This window comes from Cupriavidus metallidurans CH34 (genome assembly GCF_000196015.1).
Classification (GTDB): Bacteria; Pseudomonadota; Gammaproteobacteria; order Burkholderiales; family Burkholderiaceae; genus Cupriavidus; species Cupriavidus metallidurans.
Genome location: NC_007973.1, coordinates 1,321,798 through 1,345,253, shown reverse-complemented (window position 1 = coordinate 1,345,253; position 23,456 = coordinate 1,321,798). Strand labels below are relative to the sequence as shown.

At 63.6% G+C, this 23,456-nt stretch carries 23 protein-coding genes and 1 tRNA gene; 16 read left to right on the top strand and 8 right to left on the bottom strand.

Features of this window, described 5'->3' with window-relative positions:
• Position 1: 1 nt before the first annotated feature.
• Positions 2-1,651, bottom strand: a complete 1,650-nt coding sequence (locus RMET_RS06180; protein ID WP_011515999.1) for a benzoate-CoA ligase family protein — start codon at positions 1,649-1,651, stop codon at positions 2-4.
• Between the two features lie 248 nt (positions 1,652-1,899).
• Here RMET_RS06180 and RMET_RS06175 point away from each other — a divergent pair, with 248 nt between their 5' ends.
• The 9 genes from RMET_RS06175 to aat all read left to right on the top strand — a co-directional run bounded on the left by RMET_RS06175 (position 1,900) and on the right by aat (position 10,349).
• Positions 1,900-2,850, top strand: coding sequence for a helix-turn-helix transcriptional regulator (locus tag RMET_RS06175; protein WP_011515998.1), 951 nt, complete (start codon positions 1,900-1,902; stop codon positions 2,848-2,850).
• Positions 2,851-2,970: 120 nt separating this feature from the next.
• Positions 2,971-4,647 (top strand): 2,3-epoxybenzoyl-CoA dihydrolase, encoded by a 1,677-nt coding sequence (gene boxC / locus RMET_RS06170; RefSeq protein WP_011515997.1) that lies wholly within the window; start codon positions 2,971-2,973, stop codon positions 4,645-4,647.
• Between the two features lie 41 nt (positions 4,648-4,688).
• Positions 4,689-6,113: a benzoyl-CoA 2,3-epoxidase subunit BoxB gene (gene boxB / locus RMET_RS06165; protein ID WP_011515996.1), complete on the top strand. Its 1,425-nt coding sequence runs from the start codon at positions 4,689-4,691 to the stop codon at positions 6,111-6,113.
• A 26-nt stretch (positions 6,114-6,139) separates the two neighbouring features.
• Positions 6,140-7,387: a benzoyl-CoA 2,3-epoxidase subunit BoxA gene (boxA, locus tag RMET_RS06160; RefSeq protein WP_011515995.1), complete on the top strand. Its 1,248-nt coding sequence runs from the start codon at positions 6,140-6,142 to the stop codon at positions 7,385-7,387.
• A gap of 105 nt (positions 7,388-7,492) precedes the next feature.
• Positions 7,493-7,882 (top strand): antitoxin Xre/MbcA/ParS toxin-binding domain-containing protein, encoded by a 390-nt coding sequence (locus RMET_RS06155; protein ID WP_011515994.1) that lies wholly within the window; start codon positions 7,493-7,495, stop codon positions 7,880-7,882.
• The gene (locus RMET_RS06150; RefSeq protein WP_029308111.1) at positions 7,842-8,606 is read left to right on the top strand and encodes an RES family NAD+ phosphorylase; all 765 of its coding nucleotides are present in this window, start codon (positions 7,842-7,844) and stop codon (positions 8,604-8,606) included. Before RMET_RS06155 ends, RMET_RS06150 begins: the two co-directional genes overlap by 41 nt.
• 122 nt (positions 8,607-8,728) lie before the next feature.
• A tRNA-Met gene (locus tag RMET_RS06145) sits at positions 8,729-8,804 on the top strand.
• A gap of 151 nt (positions 8,805-8,955) precedes the next feature.
• Positions 8,956-9,540 carry an NUDIX hydrolase gene (locus tag RMET_RS06140; protein WP_008652183.1) on the top strand — a complete coding sequence of 195 codons (585 nt, stop codon included), beginning with the start codon at positions 8,956-8,958 and terminating at the stop codon, positions 9,538-9,540.
• Between the two features lie 59 nt (positions 9,541-9,599).
• Positions 9,600-10,349, top strand: a complete 750-nt coding sequence (gene aat, locus RMET_RS06135) for a leucyl/phenylalanyl-tRNA--protein transferase (RefSeq protein WP_011515992.1) — start codon at positions 9,600-9,602, stop codon at positions 10,347-10,349.
• A 115-nt stretch (positions 10,350-10,464) separates the two neighbouring features.
• Here the strand turns inward: aat and RMET_RS06130 are convergent, their stop codons facing one another.
• On the bottom strand, positions 10,465-10,929 hold the full coding sequence (locus RMET_RS06130; RefSeq protein ID WP_029310150.1) for a hypothetical protein: 465 nt from the start codon (positions 10,927-10,929) through the stop codon (positions 10,465-10,467).
• A gap of 177 nt (positions 10,930-11,106) precedes the next feature.
• Here RMET_RS06130 and RMET_RS06125 point away from each other — a divergent pair, with 177 nt between their 5' ends.
• From RMET_RS06125 to RMET_RS06100, 6 genes are all read left to right on the top strand, one after another.
• Complete coding sequence (locus RMET_RS06125; RefSeq protein ID WP_011515990.1) at positions 11,107-11,895, top strand: arginyltransferase; 789 nt, start codon at positions 11,107-11,109, stop codon at positions 11,893-11,895.
• A 73-nt stretch (positions 11,896-11,968) separates the two neighbouring features.
• The gene (locus RMET_RS06120; RefSeq protein ID WP_017514992.1) at positions 11,969-13,003 is read left to right on the top strand and encodes a quinone-dependent dihydroorotate dehydrogenase; all 1,035 of its coding nucleotides are present in this window, start codon (positions 11,969-11,971) and stop codon (positions 13,001-13,003) included.
• 45 nt (positions 13,004-13,048) lie between these two features.
• A complete protein-coding gene (locus RMET_RS06115; protein ID WP_011515988.1) occupies positions 13,049-14,107 on the top strand; it encodes an aldo/keto reductase in 1,059 nt (352 codons plus the stop codon).
• A 292-nt stretch (positions 14,108-14,399) separates the two neighbouring features.
• Positions 14,400-15,371, top strand: a complete 972-nt coding sequence (locus tag RMET_RS06110; protein ID WP_011515987.1) for an ABC transporter substrate-binding protein — start codon at positions 14,400-14,402, stop codon at positions 15,369-15,371.
• A gap of 102 nt (positions 15,372-15,473) precedes the next feature.
• On the top strand, positions 15,474-16,370 hold the full coding sequence (locus RMET_RS06105; protein ID WP_011515986.1) for an ABC transporter permease: 897 nt from the start codon (positions 15,474-15,476) through the stop codon (positions 16,368-16,370).
• A 1-nt stretch (position 16,371) separates the two neighbouring features.
• Complete coding sequence (locus RMET_RS06100) at positions 16,372-17,166, top strand: ABC transporter ATP-binding protein (RefSeq protein WP_011515985.1); 795 nt, start codon at positions 16,372-16,374, stop codon at positions 17,164-17,166.
• Between the two features lie 56 nt (positions 17,167-17,222).
• Here the strand turns inward: RMET_RS06100 and RMET_RS06095 are convergent, their stop codons facing one another.
• Genes RMET_RS06095 through RMET_RS06085 form a run of 3 tightly spaced genes read right to left on the bottom strand, consistent with a single transcriptional unit; the run spans position 17,223 to position 19,646 of the window.
• Positions 17,223-17,489, bottom strand: a complete 267-nt coding sequence (locus RMET_RS06095) for a hypothetical protein (protein WP_008648602.1) — start codon at positions 17,487-17,489, stop codon at positions 17,223-17,225.
• Positions 17,486-18,898 (bottom strand): LutB/LldF family L-lactate oxidation iron-sulfur protein, encoded by a 1,413-nt coding sequence (locus RMET_RS06090; RefSeq protein WP_011515984.1) that lies wholly within the window; start codon positions 18,896-18,898, stop codon positions 17,486-17,488. The genes RMET_RS06095 and RMET_RS06090 overlap by 4 nt, the downstream gene beginning before the upstream one ends.
• A gap of 22 nt (positions 18,899-18,920) precedes the next feature.
• Complete coding sequence (locus RMET_RS06085) at positions 18,921-19,646, bottom strand: (Fe-S)-binding protein (RefSeq protein ID WP_011515983.1); 726 nt, start codon at positions 19,644-19,646, stop codon at positions 18,921-18,923.
• A 240-nt stretch (positions 19,647-19,886) separates the two neighbouring features.
• On the opposite strand from RMET_RS06085, the gene RMET_RS06080 reads away from it, so the two are divergent.
• Positions 19,887-20,672, top strand: coding sequence for an IclR family transcriptional regulator (locus RMET_RS06080; protein ID WP_008648598.1), 786 nt, complete (start codon positions 19,887-19,889; stop codon positions 20,670-20,672).
• A gap of 98 nt (positions 20,673-20,770) precedes the next feature.
• Here the strand turns inward: RMET_RS06080 and pbpG are convergent, their stop codons facing one another.
• From pbpG to RMET_RS06065, 3 genes are all read right to left on the bottom strand, one after another.
• On the bottom strand, positions 20,771-21,952 hold the full coding sequence (gene pbpG / locus RMET_RS06075; RefSeq protein WP_011515982.1) for a D-alanyl-D-alanine endopeptidase: 1,182 nt from the start codon (positions 21,950-21,952) through the stop codon (positions 20,771-20,773).
• Positions 21,953-22,259: 307 nt separating this feature from the next.
• Positions 22,260-22,955, bottom strand: a complete 696-nt coding sequence (locus tag RMET_RS06070; RefSeq protein ID WP_008648595.1) for a nitroreductase — start codon at positions 22,953-22,955, stop codon at positions 22,260-22,262.
• A gap of 32 nt (positions 22,956-22,987) precedes the next feature.
• On the bottom strand, positions 22,988-23,434 hold the full coding sequence (locus tag RMET_RS06065; protein WP_029310151.1) for an acyl-CoA thioesterase: 447 nt from the start codon (positions 23,432-23,434) through the stop codon (positions 22,988-22,990).
• Positions 23,435-23,456: the final 22 nt, after the last annotated feature.

The following is a 23,456-nucleotide window of genomic DNA, read 5'->3' as shown; positions in this document are numbered from 1 at the left end:
GTCAGTGCTGCCGTGCGGCTTCCTCGCGCTGGCGCAGCCGGAAACGCTGGATCTTGCCAGTAGCGGTCTTGGGCAATTCTTCGACGCATTCGATCTGCCGCGGATACTTGTACGGCGCGAGGCGGGACTTCACGAACGCCTGCAGTTCCGCGGCCATCCCTTCGTGCCATTGCTGGCCCGGCCGCATCACCACGAACGCCTTCGGTTTGATCAGGTCGTCCGCATCGGCCACGCCGATCACCGCGGCCTCGAGCACCGCCGGGTGCAGAGCCAGCGCAGCCTCCACTTCGAATGGCGAAACGTAGATGCCGCCGACCTTGAGCATGTCGTCGCTGCGGCCCGCGTAGGTGAAATAGCCGTCGGCATCGCACACGTACTTGTCACCGCTGCGCGTCCAGGCGCCAACGAACGTGTCGCGGCTCTTTTCGCGATTGCACCAGTACATCAGCGCGGCCGATGGGCCTTTGATATAGAGATCCCCAACTTCGCCGGACGCGCAGGGCTCGCCTCGCTCGTCGAGCAGTTTCAGTTCGTAGCCCGGCACCGGCTTGCCCGTGGTGCCATAGCGCACCTCGCCTGGCCGGTTCGACAAGAAGATGTGCAGCATCTCGGTGGAACCAATACCGTCGAGGATGTCGCACCCAAAATGCGCGAGGAAGCGGTTGCCGATGTCCTGGGGCAACGCCTCGCCTGCTGACGTGCACACACGCATCGCCACATCGGCGCGCGGCGGCAAATCTGGCGAGGCGAGCATACCGGCGAACAGCGTGGGCACCCCACAGAACACGGTGGGACGATGGGTGGTCAGCCGCTGGAACACGGCCTGCGGGGTTGGCCGTTCGGCCATCAGGATCGTGGTGGCGCCCACGGCCAGCGGAAACGTCAGCGCGTTGCCCAACCCATAGGCAAAGAACAGTTTGGCCGCCGAGAACACGGTGTCGTCCTCACGGATACCCAGCACGCGACGCGCGTAGAGATCGGCGGTGTGAAACAGGTTGCCATGCGTGTGGACCGTGCCTTTGGGCCGACCAGTCGACCCGGAGGAGTACAACCAGAACGCCATATCGTCGGGCCCGGTTGCGACGGATTGCGCCAACGGCGGCGCGCTCGCCGCCATGGCGCTGACCGTATTGGCCGCCTTGGCCGAATCCTCGGTATGCGGCGCGGCCACGATCAGATCCGGTGTGACACCCGCCTTGGTCATAGCCGCGCGCATCGTCGGCAGCAATTGCGCCGAGACCACCACCGCCCGCGCCCCGCTGTGCTCCAGCATGTAGGCGTAGTCCTCGGTCGTCAGCAGCGTATTGACCGCCACCGGCACCACGCCGGCAAGCAGGCAGCCAAGAAACACGGTGGGAAAGTCGATCGTATCGAACGCGCAGAGCAGTACACGCTCCTCGCGGCGGAAGCCCGCCCGCAACAGCGCGCCGGCGAAACGGCGGCAGCGGTCGTCGAGTTCGGCGAAGGTCAGGCTGCCCGCGTCATCAATGTATGCCGTCCTGACGCCCCGTCCTGCGACAAGGTTACGTGTCAGCAAATCCTCGGCGGCGTTATAGCGCGGCGGCAACGCGGCAATCGCCGTTTCGGCACGGGGGTCGGTCGATGCGGTGGCGCAGCCGGCCTGGCCAGCGCTCGAGATCGGGGGCGTCATGTCTCCACTCCTCTGGCCATCCGGCGTTCTCGAACAACACTGCGCGCGGCATGGCATCCAGCAGGTTTGTCTTTTTGTGCCGACAGCCAAGAGAGGTCGCCGACGATGTGCGATGCATTTTATTGCATATCGACTATTATGCAAGCAAGGGTATGCACTATATGACCGCAGAGGCACGGATCCGCCGCGCACTTTCCTGCACGTATAATGCCGCCGCTCCGATTGTGGAACCCCAACCGCCCTGAATCATGCGCCGCGACCCTGATCCGCTTATGACCGCCGAAGGCCGCCCGGACAACCGCGCGACCGGTGAACGGGACCCGTATCTCACGCATCTGGGCGAGCGCATCCGCTCACTGCGCGCGGCACGCGGCATGTCGCGCAAGGATCTGGCGCGCGGCGCGGACGTATCGGAGCGCTATCTCGCCAATCTCGAAACCGGCACCGGCAATGCATCGGTGCTGCTGCTGCGGCAGGTCGCCAACGCGCTGGACGTGCCACTGCCCGTGGTGCTGGCGGAGGTTGACGGCCATGCCGATGCGGGCGGCGCGGGCAACCCTCGCGCCACAGAGTTCTCGCAACTGATTCAGTGGCTCGCACAACTGCCGGCGAGCGATCTGGCCCGCGTGCGGGAAGCCGCGCGGCACGCGCTGTCGCCAACGGAATCCCGTGACGCCCGCCATCGCCGTATCGCGCTGATCGGCCTGCGCGGCGCGGGCAAATCGACGCTGGGCCGCGCGCTCGCGGCCGCGGAGGACATGCCGTTCGTCGAACTGAACGCCGCCATCGAAAGGGAGGCCGGCGCCAGCCTTTCCGAGATCCATTCGCTGTACGGCCAGGCCGCGTATCGCCGCTACGAAATGCGCGCGCTGGAGCGCGTGCTGCGCGAGAACGACACCATGGTGCTGGCCACGCCGGGCAGCCTGGTCTCCGAACCCGCCACGTTCAACCTGCTGCTATCGCGATGCTTCACGATCTGGGTGCGCACGTCACCCGAGGAACACATGGCGCGCGTGGTGGCCCAAGGCGACATGCGACCGATGGAAGGCAACCGCGAGGCGATGACTGACCTGCGGCGCATCCTGCAAGCCCGCACGCCACTCTATTCGCGCGCGGACGCCACGATCGACACGAGCGGCCAGGATGCCGCCACGTCACTGCACGCGCTGCAGGCGCAGATCCTGCACACACGGGCCTGACACCCCTCCCTTCAGTTTTTTCTTCGCAACGGGCTTGCACGATCTTGCATCGCCTCGATTGATGCACTATATTTCATGCCAGAAGATAAGGCACTATAGTGCATCAAGGAGACAGCCCTCATGTCGGACACCGCCCCCATCGCATCCAGCGCCCCCGTCACGTTCGAGCGCGATCCCGAGCAATACCGTCACTGGCAACTTACGTTCGAGGGCCCCGTCGCCACGCTGGCGATGAACGTCGACGAGGAAGGCGGACTGCGCCCTGGCTATGCGCTGAAGCTGAACTCCTATGACCTGGGCGTCGACATCGAACTGCACGATGCCCTGCAGCGCATTCGCTTCGAACATCCGGAAGTGCGCACCGTCGTGATGACGAGCACGAAAGATCGCATCTTCTGCTCGGGCGCCAACATCTTCATGCTCGGCAAGTCCAGCCACGCCTGGAAGGTCAACTTCTGCAAGTTCACGAACGAGACCCGCAACGGTATCGAGGACGCCAGCCTCCACTCGGGCATCAAGTTCATCGCCGCCTGCAACGGCACCACGGCGGGCGGCGGCTACGAGCTGGCGCTGGCCTGCGACGAGATCGTGCTGGTCGACGACCGCTCCTCGGCCGTGAGCCTGCCCGAAGTGCCGCTGCTGGGCGTGCTGCCGGGCACCGGCGGCCTGACGCGCGTCACCGACAAGCGCCATGTGCGCCGCGACCACGCCGACATCTTCTGCCTGACCACCGAAGGGGTGCGCGGGCAACGCGCCAAGGACTGGAAGCTTGTCGACGAGGTGGTCAAACCCGCACGCTTTGCCGAATACGTGCGCGAACGCGCGCAGGCGCTGGCCGCCCAGAGCGACCGCCCCGCCGATGCACAGGGCGTGAGACTGACGCCACTGACGCGCACCGTGACGCCCGAAGGCTATCGGTACGAAACCGTACGCGTCGACATCGACCATGAGTCACGCCGCGCAACGATCACCGTGTCGGCGCCCGACGTCGGTCAACCCCGGGATCTGGCCGGCATCCTCGCCGCCAGCGCCCAGTGGTGGCCGCTCAAGATGGCGCGCGAGCTAGACGACGCCATCCTGACGCTGCGCACCAATCATCTCGATATCGGCATGTGGATCCTCAAGACCACCGGCGATGCCGCACAGGTGCTGGCGGCCGATGCGCTGATGGATGCGCACGCCAGCCACTGGTTCGTGCGCGAGACGATCGGCATGCTGCGCCGCACGCTGGCGCGCCTGGATGTGTCGTCGCGCAGTCTGTTCGCGCTGGTGGAACCGGGCTCCTGCTTTGCCGGCACGCTGCTGGAACTGGTGCTGGCCGCGGACCGCGCCTACATGCTGCAACTGCCCGACACGCCGGACGAAGCTCCTCGCGTTCATGCCGACGTCGCCAACTTCGGCCGCTATCCGATGCCGAACGGCCTGACGCGCCTGGCCGCACGCTTCTATGAAGATGTCGACGCCATCGTCGCCGTGCGCGAACAGGCCGGCAAGCCGCTAGACGGCCCCGCCGCCGAAGCACTTGGCCTGATCACGGCCGCGCTCGACGACATCGACTGGGAAGACGAAATCCGTATCGCCACCGAGGAACGCGCGAGTCTGTCCCCCGACGCCCTGACCGGTCTGGAAGCCAACCTGCGCTTCGGCGGGCGAGAAACGATGGAAACGCGCATTTTCGGGCGCCTGACGGCCTGGCAGAACTGGATCTTCAACCGGCCCAACGCGGTCGGCGAACACGGCGCGCTCAAGGTATTCGGCACCGGTAACAAGGCACGCTTCGACTGGGATCGGGTCTGACGACTGTCCGATCTGACGGCAAATATAAAAGGAGACCCGCAATGAGCATCGACTACAGCCAGAAGATTCCGAACAACGTGAACCTCTCCGAGGACCGCACGCTGCAGCGCGCGCTCGAACACTGGCAGCCGGCGTTCCTGGACTGGTGGCGCGACATGGGGCCGGACGGCTCGCACAACTTCGATGTCTACCTGCGCACCGCGGTCTCCGTCGATCCGTCAGGCTGGGCGCACTTCGAGCACGTGAAGATGCCCGACTATCGCTGGGGTATCTTCCTGCAACCGGCAGATCCCAATCGCCGGATTCACTTCGGCGAGCACAAGGGTGAGGCGGCCTGGCAGGAAGTACCGGGCGAACACCGCGCCAATCTGCGCCGCATCATCGTCACGCAGGGTGACACGGAACCGGCATCGGTGGAGCAGCAACGGCATCTGGGCCTGACCGCGCCGTCGCTCTATGACCTGCGCAACCTGTTCCAGGTCAACGTGGAAGAAGGCCGACACCTGTGGGCCATGGTCTACCTGCTGCACCGCCATTTCGGTCGCGACGGCCGTGAGGAAGCGGAAGCGCTGCTCGGCCGCCGCTCGGGTGACGAGGACAATCCACGCATCCTGGGCGCGTTCAACGAGCGGACCCCGGACTGGCTGTCGTTCTTCATGTTTACCTACTTCACCGACCGCGACGGCAAGTTCCAGCTCTGCGCGCTGGCTGAATCTGGCTTCGACCCGCTTGCGCGCACCACGCGCTTCATGCTGACCGAGGAAGCACACCATATGTTTGTGGGTGAGTCCGGCGTCTCACGAGTGATCCAGCGCACCTGCGAGGTCATGCGCGAGCGCGACATCCAGGACCCGGCGGACGTGCGCGCCGCTGGTGTGATCGACCTGGAAACGATCCAGCGCTACCTGAACTTCCACTACAGCGTCACGATCGACCTGTTCGGGGCGGACCAGTCTTCCAACGCCGCCACGTTCTACAGCGCCGGCCTCAAGGGTCGGTTCGACGAAGGCAAGCGCGACGACGATCACGTGCTCAAGGGCGACGTGTACCGCATCCTCGACGTCCGGGATGGCAAGCTGACCGAGCGTGAAGTGCCGATGCTGAATGCGTTGAACGAGGTGCTGCGCGACGACTACATTAAAGACTCCATGGGCGGCGTGGCGCGCTGGAACAAGGTCATCGAGAAGGCAGGCATCCCGTTCCGCCTGACCGTGCCGCACAAGGCGTTCAACCGCAAGATCGGCACCTTCGCAAACCTGCACGTGTCGCCCACCGGCGAAATACTGACGACCGCCGAATGGGAAGCCAACAAGGACAAATGGCTGGCGACCGAACAAGATCGCAAGTACGTGGCTTCGCTGATGGGGAGGGTGGTAGAACCCGGCAAGTACGCCAACTGGATCGCGCCGCCGGCTGGTGGCATCAACCGCCAGCCGATTGATTTCGAGTACGTTCGTTTCAACTGACGACCTATCCATCGAGGCTGACGATCATGGGCGCCGCCGACATCATCAAGCAACATCTGATCGACCCGGAAATCTGCATTCGCTGCAACACCTGCGAAGACACGTGCCCGATAGATGCCATCACTCACGACGACCGCAACTACGTGGTCAAGGCTGACGTCTGCAATGCGTGCAATGCATGCCTGTCGCCCTGCCCCACCGGCGCCATCGACAACTGGCGCACGATGCTCAAGGGCCAGGCCTACACCATCGAAGCCCAGTTGACCTGGGACGAACTGCCGGAAGAGGTGCCGTTGCCGGAAGCGGAGATCGAGGCAGCGGCTGCGGCCGGGCAGGTCATCGAGGAAGCGTCGCGCGGCAGCAAATCCGTGGCCGTTCAGGAGGTGGAGGCCAGTCGGCATACGTCATCCAGGGCGCCGTGGTCGGCCGCGCATCCGTACGTCAACCTGCATGGCGTGCGCGAGCCGGTGACCGCCACAGTGGCCGGCAACCACCGGCTGACCGCCGAGGATGCATCGAGCGACATCCATCACATCGTGCTCGACTTCGGCAATCACTTCTTTCCGGTGCTGGAAGGTCAGGCAATCGGGATCGTCCCGCCCGGCACCGATGCATCCGGAAAGCCGCACTACATCCGCATGTATTCGGTGGCCAGCCCGCGCGACGGCGAGCGGCCGGGTTATAACAACCTCGCGCTGACCGTAAAGCGCGTGGACACCGATCACGATGGCAACCCAGTGCGCGGCGTGGCGTCGAACTTCCTGTGCGACCTGGCCAAGGGTGACCCTGTGCAGGTGGTCGGGCCGTTCGGCAGCACATTCCTGATGCCGAACCACCGCGAAGCGAGCGTGATGATGATCTGCACCGGTACCGGATCCGCGCCGATGCGGGCGATGACCGAGCGTATGCGCCGCAACATGGACCACTTCAGCGGTCGCCGGCTGCTGTTCTTCGGCGCCCGCAATCGGCGGGAACTGCCCTACTTTGGCCCGCTGCTGAAGCTACCCAAGGACTTCCTGGACATCCACTTCGCGTTCTCGCGCGATCCGGAGGTACCGCGCCGGTATGTGCAGGACGCCATTCGCGAGGCCTCGGCCCAGGTGGCCGCGTTGCTGGCGGACCCGCATGGTCATATCTACATCTGCGGACTCAAGGGGATGGAGGAAGGCGTGCTGGATGCATTCGCCGAGGTCTGCGCCACGTCGGGTCAGTCGTGGCAGGACATCGAACCGCGCCTGCGTGCCGAAGGTCGCCTGCATATCGAAACGTATTAGGAACAGGATCGGGAAACGGAATCGCCACAGGAATCAACACCATTTGCAGCTTCCCTTCTGAAACTGGGTGCCTATAATGTTTCTCAAGAAACAGGAGCATAGGCGATGCAATCTGGTCAGATTCCGACGCCGGACCCCGGAAGTGCCCCCGATCCTGGCGTGACGCTCACCAAGGCCGTGATGCGCGCGGCTAGCTTTCTCGGCATCAGCCAGGCCATCGTGGCCAGCGTGCTGGGGATCAGCACCGCTTCAGTTTCGCGCATGGCCTCGGGCGGCTACGTGCTCGATGTCCATCGCAAGGAATGGGAGTTCGCCGTCCTGTTCGTGCGCCTGTTCCGCTCGCTCGATGCCATCCTTGGCCACGAGGAACAGGCGCGGCTCTGGCTGACCCACGACAATCTCGCACTCGGCGGCAAGCCGCTCGAACTGATCCGCACAACGGAGGGCATCGTACGTGTCGTTCACTACCTGGACGCCACCCGCGGTCGCATCTGAGCGCAAGCCGTTCGCGCTCAGGCTCTGGCGGGCGGTAGAAGCGCAACACGTGGTGTCGACCATGCCGCTGGTCGATACACTCGAGGAGCAGGCCGTGCTGGAGGCCGTCCTCGACGCCGGCAAGCCCGTCGTGCCACTCGATGCGCGGCATCTGCACTATCTGATCTACACGCCGTTCCGCTACCCGCCCGCCGCCGAGGGCTCACGCTTTCGCGGCCCCCAGGACATCGGTGTGTTCTATGGCGCCGAAGCCATTCGCACAGCCTGCGCAGAGCTTGGATTCTGGCGCTGGCGGTTCCTGCAGGACAGCCCGGCGCTGCCGCGCATCGATGCACGCGCGCAGACCCTGTTCCAGGTCAGCGTGAAGACCGACGGGGTGGCACTCGATACGCCGCCGTTTGTGGACGACGGCGCGCGCTGGACCGACCCCAACCAGCACGATGAATGTCAGGCGTTCGGGCGCACCGCGCGCGAGGCAGCCATCGGCCTGATCCGGTACACATCGGCGCGTGACCCCGTGCACGGCGCTTGCGCTGCCATCCTCACCCCCCGCGCCTTTGACGCGCCCGAGCCGCTCGCCACCACCACCTGGATGCTGACCGTACGCCGCGACCGCGTGATGTGGCAACGCGACGACCTGCAGCAGCGCGACAGTTTCGAGTTCGAAGGCGCCTGGTGGGACGCCCTACGGCAGCGCACAAGCGAAAGTCCTTCCACGCCCTGAACCGACTGCCACGCGCAACGATCTAACCCTTGTCAGCAGGCCATCCAGCGTGTCTCCGCAATTGTTCGGATGTTTCTGTTGCATTGCGTCAACGACTCACCTATAATCACAGCTTCGACGGACGCGGGGTGGAGCAGTTGGCAGCTCGTCGGGCTCATAACCCGAAGGTCGCAGGTTCAAGTCCTGCCCCCGCAACCAACCGACCGTCGCACAGCAAACCCGCCTATTGGCGGGTTTTTTGTTTGCCATGGCGCGCACGCTTTGCATGACGCGCCGGACGGCGGGCGCCATACAGAAGCGCCCCGGCGCGGTGATACACTTGCCGCCATTCCTCCCGAGTGCTTCCCTCATGAAATTCTGCTCGAACTGTGGCCATGCGGTAGTTCTGCGCGTGCCTGAAGGCGACAACCGCCCGCGCAGCGTGTGCGATAGCTGCGGCACCATCCACTATGTGAATCCACGCAATGTCGTGGGCACGATCCCGGTGTGGGAAGACAAGATCCTGATCTGCAAACGCGCAATCGAGCCGCGCTATGGCTTCTGGACGCTGCCGGCGGGGTTTATGGAGATTGGCGAGACCACCGCACAAGCCGCTTCGCGCGAAACGCTGGAGGAAGCCGGCGCCCGCGTGGAAGTGGGTGAACTGTTCTCGATGCTGAACGTGCCGCACGTGCATCAAGTGCATCTTTTCTATCTGGCCCGCCTGCTGGATCTGGATGTAGCCCCGGGCGAAGAAAGCCTCGAGGTCAAGCTCGTCGACGAGGCCGACGTGCCTTGGGACGATCTGGCATTCCCCACGGTCATCCACACGCTGCGCTGCTTCTTCGCCGACCGCGCTGCCGGCCGGATCGCCGATAGTAGCTTCAGGTTGCATACGCTCGACATCGACAAGCCGATGCGTCCGCTGACCAGCCGCGCCACGGTCACGCCGTAACAGGCGACGTCCAACCCGCAGGTTTCCCGCAATTCCAGCCGCAACTCCAGCCTCAGAGCATGATCACCTGGCTCGACCCGCAGGACCCGTTTCCACCGGTCGAGCGCGCGCTCGGACCAGCAAGTGACGCGCCGGGACTCCTTGCGGCCAGCCGCGATCTTTCACCGCAGCGCCTGCTTCTAGCCTATCGACAAGGCATCTTTCCCTGGTACTCGGAAGGCCAGCCCGTTCTATGGTGGAGCACCGACCCGCGTATGGTGCTGGCCCCGCATCGGCTGAAGATTTCGGTGTCCCTGCGGAAGACCCTGCGTCGCATCCTGCGGGACCCCGACTGGGAAATCCGCGTCGATGACGATTTCGTCGCCGTGATGCAGGCTTGCGCAATGACCCCACGCGATGGCCAGCTCGGCACTTGGATCACGGACGACATCGTCGCAGCGTACGGCAGCCTGCATCGCCTCGGACTCGCGCACTCTGTCGAGACCTGGTATCGCGGCGAACGCGTTGGCGGCCTCTACGGCGTGGCCCTGGGGCGCATGTTCTACGGCGAGTCGATGTTCGCCCACCGCACGGATGCGTCGAAGATCGCCCTTGCGGCGCTATGCGGATTCCTCGAACGCCACGGCGTAACCATGATCGACTGCCAGCAGGAGACCGATCACCTCGCCTCGCTCGGCGCCGAACCAATCCCTCGCGAGCAGTTCATTGCACACGTTCGCCAGACGGCTGCCGAAGCCAATATCTCTCCCTGGCGTTTTGACAAATCTGAACTGACGCGCTGGACATCACAGGCAAGCACCGAACTCTGATTGCACGGATCATCGGGGACAAGTGTCGGCGTCACGCGCCCACACTGGCATCAGCGCTCCCTCGACGCGTAACCTGGCGATTGTGCACGCTGCAGCCCACCCCACGTATGCGCGGCTATGGGACATTTCGTCTACCCACCTGGATCCGATCAATTCGCTGATCCATCTGATGCAGGCGTCGATCGACTTGGTCCAGCCGCCCCGTGAGTCGCTTATCCATCTCACCAATCGAATTGGTAAGCCGCCTGTCCATCTCGTCAATTGAATTGGTGAGTCGCTTGTCCATCTCACCGATCGAATTGGTGAGGCGCTTGTCCATTTCGCCGATCGATGTGGCGAGACGCTTATCCATCTCAATGATCGAAGTGGCAAGCGGACTCACCGCAGCCGTGAGCTTTTCCTCCATGACCGCATTCTGATAGCTCATCACCGCGACAAGTGTCGCGCCGCCCGCAGCGATCGCCGCGATCAAGGCGGCGATCTCCGTGATCTTGGACGGCCGCGATTCACGCGGCCCGTCAGTGCTGGCGTCTACGACGCTGCGCTCGATAGCCTCTGCCTGAATGACCGTGGCTGTCATTGCAAATTCTCCGCTGTGTCAGATGACTCACATGCTAGGCGTCCGCCATCCGCCGCACCATGCGAGGAATCTCAAAATGGCACCTCATCTCGCCAGCAGGCCACGGCATCGCCTTGCAGACGTGCGCCGGCCCGCTCTGATAGACTGCCAGACAAGCCCCCGTCCATCTCCGACGCCATGAGCAAGCTGAAGGAACTCCCGCTTTCCGCGCTGCAGTTTTATGCGACGGCGCCCTACGCTTGCAGCTACCTCGAAGGCCGCATGGCACGCTCTCAGGTGGCCACGCCGGCGCACCTGATCAATGCCGACGTCTACTCGCGGCTGGTGCGGGCTGGCTTCCGGCGCAGCGGCATCTTCACCTACCGCCCCTATTGCGACGAATGCCGCGCCTGCACGCCATGCCGGGTGCTGGTCGATCAGTTCAGACCCGATCGCAGCCAGCGCCGCGCATGGCGAGACCATCAAGGCCTTCAGGCCCTCGTGGCGCCGCTCACCTACGTCGAGGAGCATTACGCGCTGTATCTGCTTTACCAGTCGATGCGCCATGCCGGCGGCGGCATGGACCAGGACAGCCGCGACCAGTACGAGCAGTTTCTGCTACAGAGCCGTGTGAACTCCCGTCTGGTGGAGTTTCGTGAACCACCGGGGTCACCGGAAGCGGGACGCCTGCGCATGGTCAGCATGATCGACGTGCTCGACGATGGCCTGTCGTCTGTCTACACGTTCTACGACCCCCTGATCGTGGGCGCGAGCTACGGGACCTACAACATCCTGTGGCAGATCAACCAGACCCGCGAGCTTGGCCTGCCCCACCTGTACCTCGGGTACTGGATCGCCGACAGCCGCAAGATGGCCTACAAGGCACGCTTTCAGCCATTGCAGGTACTCACTGGCAATCAGTGGCACACCTTCAAGGCTCCGGCGGAAGCATCCGGGCAACCGGCACCCGACCCAGCCCTGGAGTAAAAACGGGCGCAGGAGGCGCTACAATGCCGCCTTGGTTCCGACTCCTCGCCGGCCCTGGCCGCGCCCCACCCTCGTGCTCAACGCGCTTTACCCCCTGCTGCGCCCCGCCCTGTTTTCCATGGATGCGGAGGACGCCCACCATTTCACGCTCAATAACCTGATGCGCGCCAAGCGCATGGGGCTGGCCGGATGCATCGGCAACAGCATCGCCGACGACCCGCGCACGGTCATGGGCGTTCGCTTTCCGAATCCAGTCGGCCTGGCGGCCGGCCTGGATAAGGATGGCGCCTATATCGATGGCCTGGCGGCATTCGGCTTCGGCTTCATCGAAGTCGGTACGGTCACACCTCGGGCGCAGCCGGGCAACCCGCGCCCGCGCATGTTCCGACTGCCGCAGGCCGACGCGCTAATCAACCGCATGGGCTTCAACAACGGGGGCGTCGATGCATTCATCCGAAATGTCCAGGCATCCCGCTGGAAGGCCGAAGGCGGTGTGCTGGGGCTCAATATTGGCAAGAACGCCGATACGCCGATCGAGCGCGCGGCAGACGATTACCTGTACTGTCTTGAGCGCGTCTATCCGCACGCAAGCTATGTCACGGTGAATATCTCATCGCCTAACACGAAGAACCTGCGCCAGCTCCAGGGTGCCAGCGAACTCGATAGCCTGCTGTCCACACTCAAGGCTGCCCAGCAGCGCCTGGCCGACCAGCACAAGCGCTACGTGCCCGTGGCGCTCAAGATCGCTCCCGATCTCGACGATGACCAGGTTCGCAACATCGGCGATGCGCTGGTGCGCCACAAGATTGACGGCGTGATCGCCACAAACACGACGATCTCGCGCGACGCCGTGAAGGGCCTGCCTCATGCCGAGGAAGCTGGCGGCCTGTCCGGCCGGCCGGTGTTCGAAGCCTCCACGCGGGTGGTGCGCGCGTTGCGTGAAGTCATTGGCGACGCGCTGCCGATCATCGGCGTGGGCGGCATCTTCAGCGGCGCCGATGCGCGCGCCAAGATCGACGCCGGCGCGCAGCTCGTGCAGGTCTACAGCGGCCTGATCTATCGCGGGCCGACGCTGGTGCGCGAATGCGCCAGCGCCCTGCGCCGATAGCGCTTTTCAGGCATTCTGTCGGCCGACACGATCCAGGGAAACACCATGAAAATGATCCGACTCGGCCGCAGCGACCTCGAAGTCTCGCGCATCTGCCTCGGCACGATGACCTTCGGCGAGCAGAACACCGAGGCCGAGGGCCATAGCCAGCTTGACTACGCATTCTCGCGCGGCATCAATTTCATCGACACCGCCGAGATGTACCCGGTCAAGCCGCGCGCCGAGACGTACGGCAGCACCGAGCGCATCATCGGCACCTGGCTGAAGAAGCAGCCGCGCGATCGCGTCGTGCTCGCCAGCAAGGTGGCCGGCCCGGCGCGCAACCCGTGGATACGCAATGGCGGGGATCTGACGCCTGACAGCATCCGCGCCGCGGTCGAGGATTCCCTCAAGCGGCTGCAGACCGACTACATCGACCTCTACCAGATTCATTGGCCGGCGCGTAACGCGCCGATTTTCGGCCAGAAGCGCTTCAACCCCGAAGCTGAGCGCCAGTGCGCGACAATCGAGGCGCAACTCGAAGCGATGGGCGATCTGGTGCGGGCCGGCAAGATCCGCTACGTCGGCGTGTCGAACGAAACGCCGTGGGGCGTGACGGAGTTCGTCAATGTGGCCGAGCGGCATGGCCTGCCCCGCATCGCCACGATCCAGAACCCGTACAACCTCGTCAACCGCAGCTTCGAGCAGGGGCTGGACGAGACCTGCTTCCGCACCGAGGTCAGCCTGCTGGCGTACAGCCCGCTCGGGTTCGGCCAGTTGACCGGCAAATACCTGACCGGTGATGCAAACCACCCCGTATTCAACCCGGACGCCGTTGGCCGGCTGACGCGCTTCTCCCCTGACTGGAGCCCGCGCTACATGCGAGCCGAGACGATGGCGGCCGCCGCGCGGTACCTGGAACTCGCCCGCGCGCACGGGATGTCGGGCGCCACATTGGCGCTCGCATGGTGCTATTCGCGCTGGTTTATCGCCAGCACGATCATCGGCGCCACGGGCCTTGCGCAACTTAAAGAAAACGTAGACGCCCTGGATACCGCACTTTCGGCCGAGGTGCTGTCGGCCGTTGAGCGCATTCACGCCGAAATCCACAATCCGGCGCAATAATTTGCGGTGCACCTCCCCAGTAGAGGTGTTTTTCAGCAGGATATGGCGCGGTGCGGCATTAAAAGCGAGCCATCCAGGCGGTGAAAATGGTATGCTGCGAGCCTTCGCGCCGTCGTATCCGTTGCGACCGCGCGCGCGCCCGCACCTGCCGCCGGGCGCAGCGCGCCCGCACGCGGACCGACCGGGTCACCCTGCCTGACATGTTTCCAGTGCCAGCAGGCTTACTGTCAGGACGGCGGTCACGTTTTTGCGGCTGATCTAAAGCACCGAACCCTCGGGGGAGAACAAATACATGCTGCGTCTCAAGGCATCCACCAAAACCATCCTCGGCAGCGCAGTCGCGCTGGCTCTGCTCTACGGCGGCGCCGTGCAGGCTCAGACTGTGAAGGTCCTGTCGATCGTGGATCACCCGGCACTTGACGCCATTCGTGACGGCGTGCGCGACGAACTGAAGGCCAACGGCTACGACGCCGACAAGAACCTGAAGTGGGAATACCAGAGCGCCCAGGGCAACACCGGCACGGCCGCCCAGATCGCCCGCAAGTTCGTGGGTGACCAGCCGAACGTGATCGTGGCCATTGCCACGCCGTCGGCGCAGGCCGTGGTGGCTGCCACCAAGTCCGTCCCCGTGGTGTATTCGGGCGTGACCGATCCGGTGGCTGCTCAGCTGGTCAAGAGCTGGGGCGCATCGGGCACCAATGTGACCGGCGTGTCGGACAAGCTGCCGCTGGACAAGCAGGTCGCCCTGATCAAGCGCGTGGTGCCCAAGGCCAAGAACGTGGGCATGGTCTACAACCCGGGTGAAGCCAACTCGGTGGTGGTGGTCAAGGAACTGAAGGAACTGCTGGCCAAGGAAGGCCTGACCCTGAAGGAAGCCGCCGCACCGCGTACCGTAGACATTGGCCCGGCCGCCAAGAGCCTGATCGGCAAGGTGGACGTGATCTACACGAACACCGACAACAACGTCGTGTCCGCATATGAATCGCTGGTCAAGGTGGCCAACGAATCGAAGATCCCGCTGGTGGCTTCGGACACCGACAGCGTGAAGCGTGGCGCCATCGCCGCCCTGGGTATCAACTACGGTGACCTGGGCCATCAGACCGGCAAGGTCGTGCTGCGCATCCTGAAGGGTGAAAAGCCGGGCGCGATTGCTTCGCAAACCTCCGACAACCTTGAGCTGTTCGTGAACACGGGCGCCGCCGAGAAGCAAGGCGTCACCCTGTCGCCGGACCTGATCAAGGAAGCCAAGACCGTCATCAAGTAAGACCCAACGAGGCCGCGCCGCCTACCCTACGAGCGCGGCCTTGAGCGCCCCCAGGGCCCTACCCGGGCCAAACCGGTCGGGCTAGCAACAGGATTTTCCCCAATGTCCCTCTTTTCCCTTCTGGGCGCCCTCGAGATCGGCCTGATCTTCAGTCTCGTGGCGCTCGGGGTGCTGATTTCCTTCCGCATCCTCAATTTCCCCGACCTGACCGTCGACGGCAGCTTCCCGTTGGGCGGTGCCGTGGCTGCCACGCTGATCTCGGCCGGGCACGACCCGTTCACCGCCACAGTGGCGGCCATCATCGCCGGATCGCTGGCCGGTTTCATCACTGGCTGGCTCAATGTGCGACTCAAGATCATGGACCTGCTGGCCAGTATCCTGATGATGATCGCGCTGTACTCGGTCAACCTGCGCGTCATGGGCCGCCCGAACGTGCCTCTGATCACCGAACCGACCATCTTCACGATCCTGCAGCCGGAATGGATGCCCGACTACGTGCTGCGCCCTGTGGTGCTGTTCGTGGTGGTCGTGATCGCCAAGATTGGCCTGGATTGGTTCTTCTCGTCGCAGCTTGGCTTGGCGATGCGCGCCACCGGCGCCAACCCGCGCATGGCCCGCGCCCAGGGCGTGCCCACTGGCCGCGCGACGCTGGCCGGCATGGCGCTCTCGAATGCGCTCGTCGCACTGGCAGGCGCACTGTTCGCGCAGACACAAGGCGGCTCCGACATCTCGATGGGTATCGGCACGATCGTGATCGGCCTGGCCGCTGTGATCATCGGCGAAACGATCATTCCGGCACGACGTCTGGTGTACGTCACGCTGGCTGTGGTGGTTGGCGCAATCCTCTATCGTTTCTTCATCGCGCTGGCGCTAAACAGTGAATTCATCGGCCTCAAGGCACAGGATCTGAACCTGGTGACGGCTGCCCTCGTGACGCTGGCACTGGTGCTGCCGGCCACGCGCAAGAAGCTGTTCGCCCGCAAGAACGGAGGTGCCTGATATGTTGCGCGCCGAAAACCTGAAGCTCACCTTCAACCCGGGCACCCCGATCGAGAACCGCGCCCTGCGCGGCCTGAGCCTGGAGATTCCGGCTGGCCAGTTCGTTGCCGTGATCGGCTCGAATGGCGCCGGCAAATCGACCTTCCTCAACGCGGTCAGCGGCGACCTGATGATCGACACCGGCCGAATCATGATCGATGACGCCGACGTCACGCGCAAGCCGGCCTGGGATCGCGCCCATCTGGTGGCCCGTGTGTTCCAGGACCCGATGGCCGGCACCTGCGAGGCGCTGACGATCGAGGAAAACATGGCATTGGCGATGGCACGCGGTTCGCGTCGCGGCTTCCGCCCGGCGCTGAACAAGTCGTCGCGCGAGCTGTTTCGCGACAAGCTGCGCCTGCTGAACCTGGGCCTTGAAAACCGCCTGACGGACCGGATTGGTCTGCTGTCCGGGGGCCAACGCCAGGCAGTAAGCCTGCTGATGGCATCGCTGCAGCCGTCGCGCATCCTGCTGCTTGATGAGCACACCGCGGCGCTGGACCCGAAGACGGCGGCATTCGTGCTCGAACTGACGGCCCGGATCGTCGAGGAAAGCAAGCTCACGACGATGATGGTCACGCACTCGATGCGCCAGGCACTCGACTATGGCCAGCGCACGGTGATGCTGCACCAGGGCCAGGTCGTTCTAGATGTGTCCGGCGACCAGCGCAAGGGGCTGGACGTGCCCGATTTGCTCAAGATGTTCGAGCAGACGCGGCATGAGCAGCTCGATGACGACGCGCTGCTGCTGGGGTAAATAGGCAAGCTCCCCTCACCCGCATTGCGGGAGGGGAGCTTACCTGTGGCAGTGCCTTATATCGTTCCCGCCTTATCCAGCCACTTCTTGAGCTGGTCGGTCACCGCAGTGCTCGAGAACGAGCAGCTATCCTGCGCGAACACGGCCGACATCTCCATCCTGCGCAGCAACTCTTCCATCGCCTGACCGAATACCGGCGGCAACGTCAGCGACGATGCGGAGGCACGCCACTGTTCGATCAGATCCCCCACCGGCAGGCTGCCGGCGACGTGTGCATCCAGCGCAGTCCGCATTGCGGCCAGCGTCTCCTGATTGGCGCTCATGAACGCGCCCTCCTTTCCTTGTAAAGTTCGCGGAACGTTCGGCCGCTCGGGGCCGGCATGTCACGTGTGTCCGTCCACCCCTTGCCCGCCATCGGCAGGCTCCCGATCAGCTTTCCACGGCCGCCCATGCGTGCGAGCAGGCGCGCACCCATACGCGTGACAAACGCGTACAGATCCGGGCGTCGTGCAATAAAACCCCAAGCCTGCAGTGCCGCCCGCTCCTGCCAGGGACGCAGGCGTCGCTCCATCTGTTTCTCGCGCAGCTTGCGCAGCAGATCGGACAGCGGGATCGACGCCGGACAGACGCGGTTGCATTCGCCGCACAGCGTGGCTGCCTGCGGCAGGTCCAGGGCATTCGCCAGCCCAACGTAACTCGGCGTCAGCACGCTGCCCATCGGGCCCGGATAAACCCAGCCATAGGCGTGCCCGCCGATCTTCTGGTACACGGGGCAGTGGTTCATGCAGGCGCCGCAGCGGATGCAGCGCAGCATCTCCTGGAACTCTCCGCCGATCAGGCCGCTGCGTCCACCATCGACGAGCACGAAGTACATATGCTCCGGACCGTCCTGCTCGCCCTCGGCACGCGGCCCAGTCAGCAGCGAAAAATAGTTCGAGATCGCCTGCCCCGTTGCCGAACGCGGCAGCAGCCGCATCACGGTGGCCAGATCCTCCAGCGTCGGCAGGACTTTCTCGATACCGGTCACGGCCACGTGCACGCGCGGCATGATCGTGCACATGCCCTCATTGCCTTCGTTGGTGACCACGGCCACCGAGCCGGTCTCGGCGATGATGAAATTCCCGCCCGTGACGCCCATGTCGGCGGACAGGAACTCTGGCCGCAGCACCTCGCGCGCTTCGCGCGTCATCTCGGGGATATCAGTCAGACGGGGCTTGTTATGGACCTTGGCGAACAGGTCGGCAATCTCGTCCTTGTCTTTGTGGATCACCGGCGCAATGATGTGCGACGGCGGCTCGGCATCGTTGATCTGCAGGATGTACTCGCCGAGGTCGGTCTCGATGCTCTGCACGCCCATCTCGCCAAGCACCTGGTTCAGACGCATCTCCTCGGTCACCATCGACTTGCTCTTGATGACCTTCTTCACGCCATGCTTTTGCGCGATTTCGCCCACTAGCCTCGCGGCATCGGCGGTCGATTCGGCAAACAACACCGTGGCGCCACGCTTTGTCGCGCTCTCCTCGAACTTGGCCAGCCAGACGTCGAGATTCTCGAGCGCCCGGTTGCGCCGCTCCTTCAACGCGGCGCGCGTGGCATCGAAATCGATGTCGCGGATCGCATCGGCGCGCGCGGTGACGAACTTGGTCGAGAGCTTCTTGAGGTTCTGCTGCAGGCGCTGGTCGGCAAGCTTCTGCCCTGCGCGCGCCTTGAATTCCATGCTGTGGACTTGCATCGTGGGGGCTCGTTGCGGGTCTTCAGGCGTCGCCAGCCAGCACCTGGGCAATATGCAGCACACGTGTGCGCGTATCGCCCGTGCGGCGCAGCCGGCCTTCGATGTTGAGGATACAGCCGAGGTCACCGAGCACCACGGCATCGGCCCCGCTGGACTGAATATTCGCGCACTTCTCGTCGACGATCGCCGTGGAGATGTTGCCGTACTTGACCGAGAACGTGCCGCCGAATCCGCAGCACGCCTCGCAGTCCTTCATTTCGGTCAGCGTCACGCCCGGCAGCTTGCCCAGCAGCTCGCGTGGCTGCTGCTTGACGCCCAGCTCGCGCAGCCCGGAACAGGAATCGTGATAGGTGACACGGCCGGCAAACGTGGAATCGAACCGGTCAATCTTTGCCACGTTGACGAGGAAATCGGTCAGTTCGAAGACGCGCTCCCGCAGGCGCTCGTAGCGGCCATGCAGTTCCGGATCGTCGCGCAGCAGGTCCTGATAGTGCTGGCGAATCATGCCGCCGCAGGAGCCAGACGGCACCACCACGTAGTCGAACATCTCGAACTCGCGCAGGAATTTCTCCGCCAGGTCACGTGATACAGCGCGCTCACCCGAGTTGTAGGCAGGCTGTCCGCAGCAGGTCTGCGCCTCGGGCACCATGACCTCGTAGCCAGCCGATTCCAGCAGCTTCAGCACCGAGAACCCGATCTCGGGGCGCATGAGGTCCACCAGACAGGTGGCGAACAGTCCGATTCGCATCGCTTCCCTTTTTCCAGACCCAGAAACATCGCAATTATGCCCCTTGCCCCCGCCGCTGCGGGCATCCGGCGCCGCAATCTTGTTCATCCCGCCGCACAATGCGGCTCACGCGAAATGTTCGGTCATCGCGCAAGCGATTGGAGGTTGATTTCAGTAATCGCGTTTCATCAGTTGAAATTTTCACGATGTGAGATAGAATCAGGCAAACGCTTAATTTGCCGCACGGCACAAATTTTCTCCATGGCAGAAGCAGACAAGTCACCCGGCAAGACCTCGATCCAGGTGATCGAGCGCATGATGACGCTGCTGGACGCGCTGGCCCAGCACGCCGACCCCGTCAGTCTGAAAGAGCTTTCGCTGGCCACCGGCCTGCACCCGTCCACGGCCCACCGGATTCTGAACGACATGGTGGCGTGCCGCTTTGTCGACCGCTCCGATCCGGGCAGCTATCGACTGGGTATGCGGCTGCTCGAGCTGGGCAATCTGGTCAAGGCACGCCTTTCGGTGCGTGACGCTGCACTGGCACCAATGCGTGCCCTGCACCGCGTCACCGGCCAGACCGTCAACCTGTCGGTACGTCAGGGCGACGAAATCGTCTACATCGAGCGCGCCTACAGCGAGCGCTCGGGGATGCAGGTGGTGCGTGCCATCGGCGGCCGCGCCCCGCTGCACCTGACCTCGGTCGGCAAACTGTTCCTGGCCGCGGACGAAGGCGCGCGTGTACGCAACTACGCCACCCGTACCGGACTGGCCGGCCATACGCGCACGTCGATCACGGACATCTCCAAGCTCGAACGCGAACTGACCTGGGTGCGCTCGAATGGCTACGCACGCGATAACGAGGAACTGGAACTCGGCGTCCGCTGTATCGCCGCAGGCATCTATGACGACTCGCGGCGCCTTGTCGCCGGCCTGTCACTCTCTGCCCCGGCCGATCGGCTTCAGGATAGCTGGCTGCAGAACCTCAAGGACACCGCGCTGCAGATCTCGCGTGGCATGGGATATGTCCCCGAGCCTACAGCTTGATCGCCTGATCGCAGCCGAGGCAAACAAAAAACGCGCCGCCGGGTTTTCGCCCGGCGGCGCGTTTTTCTTGTACGGCCCAAACGTTCGGATGTCGTCGCTCAGGTTCCGTGCGACTGCTGCGAGACCAGGATCGCCGTGGGCGATTTAGGGCCCTGAGTGAGATTGGGATTCGACGGGAAAGGGCGCGGTTGCGCCGACGTCGCCGGTTGATGCTCGAGCCAGCTACGCACGCGCGTGGCATCGGCAAAGCGCGACAGCTTGCCAACCGAGTCGAGGAACACCATCACCACATTGCGATCATTCACGCGTGTCTGCATCACCAGGCACTGGCCGGCTTCGGAGATATAACCGGTCTTCTGCAGACCGATATCCCAGTTGCCGCCACGCACCAGGCGGTTGGTGCTGACGTAGTGCATCGGACGGCCAAACACGGTGACTTCGTGCTCGGGTTGCGTCGAGTACTCGCGGATCGTCGGATTGCGATAGGCGGCATTGACCAGGCGGGCCAGATCCATCGCGCTCGACACATTGCTGCTCGACAGGCCATTCGAATCGACGAAGTGGCTGTCACTCATGCCAAGCTCGCGCGCCTTGCGGTTCATCGCGCCAACAAAGGCCGGCAGGCCACCCGGATAGTTACGACCCAGCGCCGAAGCAGCACGGTTTTCCGACGACATCAACGCCAGCAGCAGCATCTCCTGGCGGGTCAGCTGGGTACCAAAGCGCAGACGCGAACTGCTGTGCTTCTCGGTATCGCGGTCTTCCTCGGTCACCGTGAGCATCTCGTCCATCGGCAGACGTGCGTCCATCACCACCAGCGCGGTCATCAGCTTGGTGATGGATGCGATCGGCAGCACAGCCGTGGGATTCTTCTGGAACAGCACCTCATTGGTGTTCTGATCCATGACCAGCGCCACTGACGATCGCAGGGCAAGCGCATCCTCGGTATCGCGCAGGCCCATCGCCTCGCCCAGCGACGGCTTGGACGGCACGAACGCCGCACGCACTGGCGCCGCGCGGCTTGCAACGACGGTACGTTTGCCGTTGCGCACGACGATCACCTTGCGCGGCGACGCCTCCGCCTTCGCGGAAGCCACCTTTTTGGTGGTTTTAGTGGATTTTGCCTGCTTTTTCGACGACGACTTCGTCGCAGTCGACGACGTCGCTGCGTACGAGGCCGGCGCGGCCAGCAGGGCAATGGACACGACCGCCGAAGTGGCGAGCGCGGTCAATTGGGGTAGGCCGAAGAATCGGGGCATGAGAGATTCGATCCGGAACATGATCTGATCAGCGCGGCTGCGGAATGGCGCTAGTTTAGGAAATTAAGAAATTGTTAGCAAGATTAATGACTTAGAAGCGCTCGTTAAAGTTTGGTTGGCAAACATTTCCACATCACGGGAAAAGCGCCGACTTCGTCATATTTCCGCAACTCCAAAAACAACAGCTGGGTCGGCTGCTGTGTAACCGGCATCACGTCGACAAACCATGTCGACATCCCCGCACAGCCAGCCACCCTTTACAAAATCAAAGTGCCCTCGGCGTCCATATCGGTCGATTTCGTCGATTCCTGAGGACACCGGCAGCGACTCAGGAAAGAAAACGCGCGAACCCGCTGACCGGTTCACGTTCCGTCGTCAATTGATTGGCCGTAGCCTCGGGGTCGGCATATCCAAGCGACATGCCACACACCACCATCTCTTCCTCCGGCAAACGCAAGTGTTGCCCAATGATCCTGTGGAACTGCGTAAAGGCGGCCTGCGGGCACGTATCCAGGTCACGTGCGCGCGCCGCCACCATGATGCTTTGCAGGAACATGCCGTAATCGAGCCAGCTTCCTTGTTCCATGATCCGATCAATCGTGAAGATCATGCCTACAGGGGCATCAAAGAAACGGAAATTGCGCGCATGTTGTTCGTGCATGCGCGCCTTGTCTTCGCGGCTGATCTGCAACAGGCTGTAAAGATCCCAACCAACCTTGCGGCGGCGCGCCAGATACGGATTGGTCCACTCGCGCGGGTAGTACGGATATTCCTCTCGGTACTTGGCATCACGCTCGGGATCCTCGTACGCGGCCAGCACATCCGCACACAGGCGGGCCTTGGCATCGCCGGCCAGCACATACACCTTCCACGGCTGGGTGTTGGTACCGGAGGGTGCGCGGCTTGCCACCGCAAGAATCTCCTCGACGGTCTCGCGTGGTACCGGCGTATCCAGGAATGCGCGGATCGAACGGCGCGTTGTGATGGCGCGATCGACGATCGCTGCGTCACCAGGGGTCGACATGCTCTGCGGTCTCCTTGTTCTTGTTAATGTGGTCACTGTGCCTGCTGGCCAATCACCAGCGCCTCGAGCGCCTGGCGCAAAGGCTGCGGCAGCGGCACCGGCCGGCGCGTTTCGCGATCGACATACACGTGCACGAAATGCCCTTGGGCGGCGGCGACGTCATCATCGTTGCAAAACAGCCCTACCTCGTAGCGCACGCTCGAATTGCCAAGCTTCGCCACGCGCAGCCCCGCCACCACTGTGTCGGGAAAACTCAGGGACGAGAAGTAGTTGCACTGCGTCTCGATCACCAGACCGATCGTCTCGCCCGCCTCGATGTCCAACACACCAGCCCGGATCAGGTACGTGTTAACGACCGTATCAAAATAACTGTAGTAGACAACGTTGTTGACGTGACCATAGACATCGTTATCCATCCAACGCGTCGTGATCGGCTGGAAGTGTGCGTAGGCACTGCGGCAATCGGGTTCGGGCTTCATTGTTATTGGCGTCAGGAATGGC

Coding starts and splice junctions, on each gene's coding strand:
- boxC (WP_011515997.1), top strand. CDS start 2,971: ATGTCGGACACCGCCCCCATCGCATCCAGCGCCCCCGTCACGTTCGAG.
- RMET_RS06065 (WP_029310151.1), bottom strand. CDS start 23,434: ATGAAGCCCGAACCCGATTGCCGCAGTGCCTACGCACACTTCCAGCCG.
- RMET_RS06115 (WP_011515988.1), top strand. CDS start 13,049: ATGAAAATGATCCGACTCGGCCGCAGCGACCTCGAAGTCTCGCGCATC.
- RMET_RS06100 (WP_011515985.1), top strand. CDS start 16,372: ATGTTGCGCGCCGAAAACCTGAAGCTCACCTTCAACCCGGGCACCCCG.
- RMET_RS06085 (WP_011515983.1), bottom strand. CDS start 19,646: ATGCGAATCGGACTGTTCGCCACCTGTCTGGTGGACCTCATGCGCCCC.
- RMET_RS06110 (WP_011515987.1), top strand. CDS start 14,400: ATGCTGCGTCTCAAGGCATCCACCAAAACCATCCTCGGCAGCGCAGTC.
- RMET_RS06105 (WP_011515986.1), top strand. CDS start 15,474: ATGTCCCTCTTTTCCCTTCTGGGCGCCCTCGAGATCGGCCTGATCTTC.
- boxA (WP_011515995.1), top strand. CDS start 6,140: ATGGGCGCCGCCGACATCATCAAGCAACATCTGATCGACCCGGAAATC.
- RMET_RS06175 (WP_011515998.1), top strand. CDS start 1,900: ATGCGCCGCGACCCTGATCCGCTTATGACCGCCGAAGGCCGCCCGGAC.
- RMET_RS06095 (WP_008648602.1), bottom strand. CDS start 17,489: ATGAGCGCCAATCAGGAGACGCTGGCCGCAATGCGGACTGCGCTGGAT.
- boxB (WP_011515996.1), top strand. CDS start 4,689: ATGAGCATCGACTACAGCCAGAAGATTCCGAACAACGTGAACCTCTCC.
- RMET_RS06155 (WP_011515994.1), top strand. CDS start 7,493: ATGCAATCTGGTCAGATTCCGACGCCGGACCCCGGAAGTGCCCCCGAT.
- aat (WP_011515992.1), top strand. CDS start 9,600: ATGATCACCTGGCTCGACCCGCAGGACCCGTTTCCACCGGTCGAGCGC.
- pbpG (WP_011515982.1), bottom strand. CDS start 21,952: ATGTTCCGGATCGAATCTCTCATGCCCCGATTCTTCGGCCTACCCCAA.
- RMET_RS06130 (WP_029310150.1), bottom strand. CDS start 10,929: ATGACAGCCACGGTCATTCAGGCAGAGGCTATCGAGCGCAGCGTCGTA.
- RMET_RS06125 (WP_011515990.1), top strand. CDS start 11,107: ATGAGCAAGCTGAAGGAACTCCCGCTTTCCGCGCTGCAGTTTTATGCG.
- RMET_RS06090 (WP_011515984.1), bottom strand. CDS start 18,898: ATGCAAGTCCACAGCATGGAATTCAAGGCGCGCGCAGGGCAGAAGCTT.
- RMET_RS06140 (WP_008652183.1), top strand. CDS start 8,956: ATGAAATTCTGCTCGAACTGTGGCCATGCGGTAGTTCTGCGCGTGCCT.
- RMET_RS06080 (WP_008648598.1), top strand. CDS start 19,887: ATGGCAGAAGCAGACAAGTCACCCGGCAAGACCTCGATCCAGGTGATC.
- RMET_RS06070 (WP_008648595.1), bottom strand. CDS start 22,955: ATGTCGACCCCTGGTGACGCAGCGATCGTCGATCGCGCCATCACAACG.
- RMET_RS06180 (WP_011515999.1), bottom strand. CDS start 1,651: ATGACGCCCCCGATCTCGAGCGCTGGCCAGGCCGGCTGCGCCACCGCA.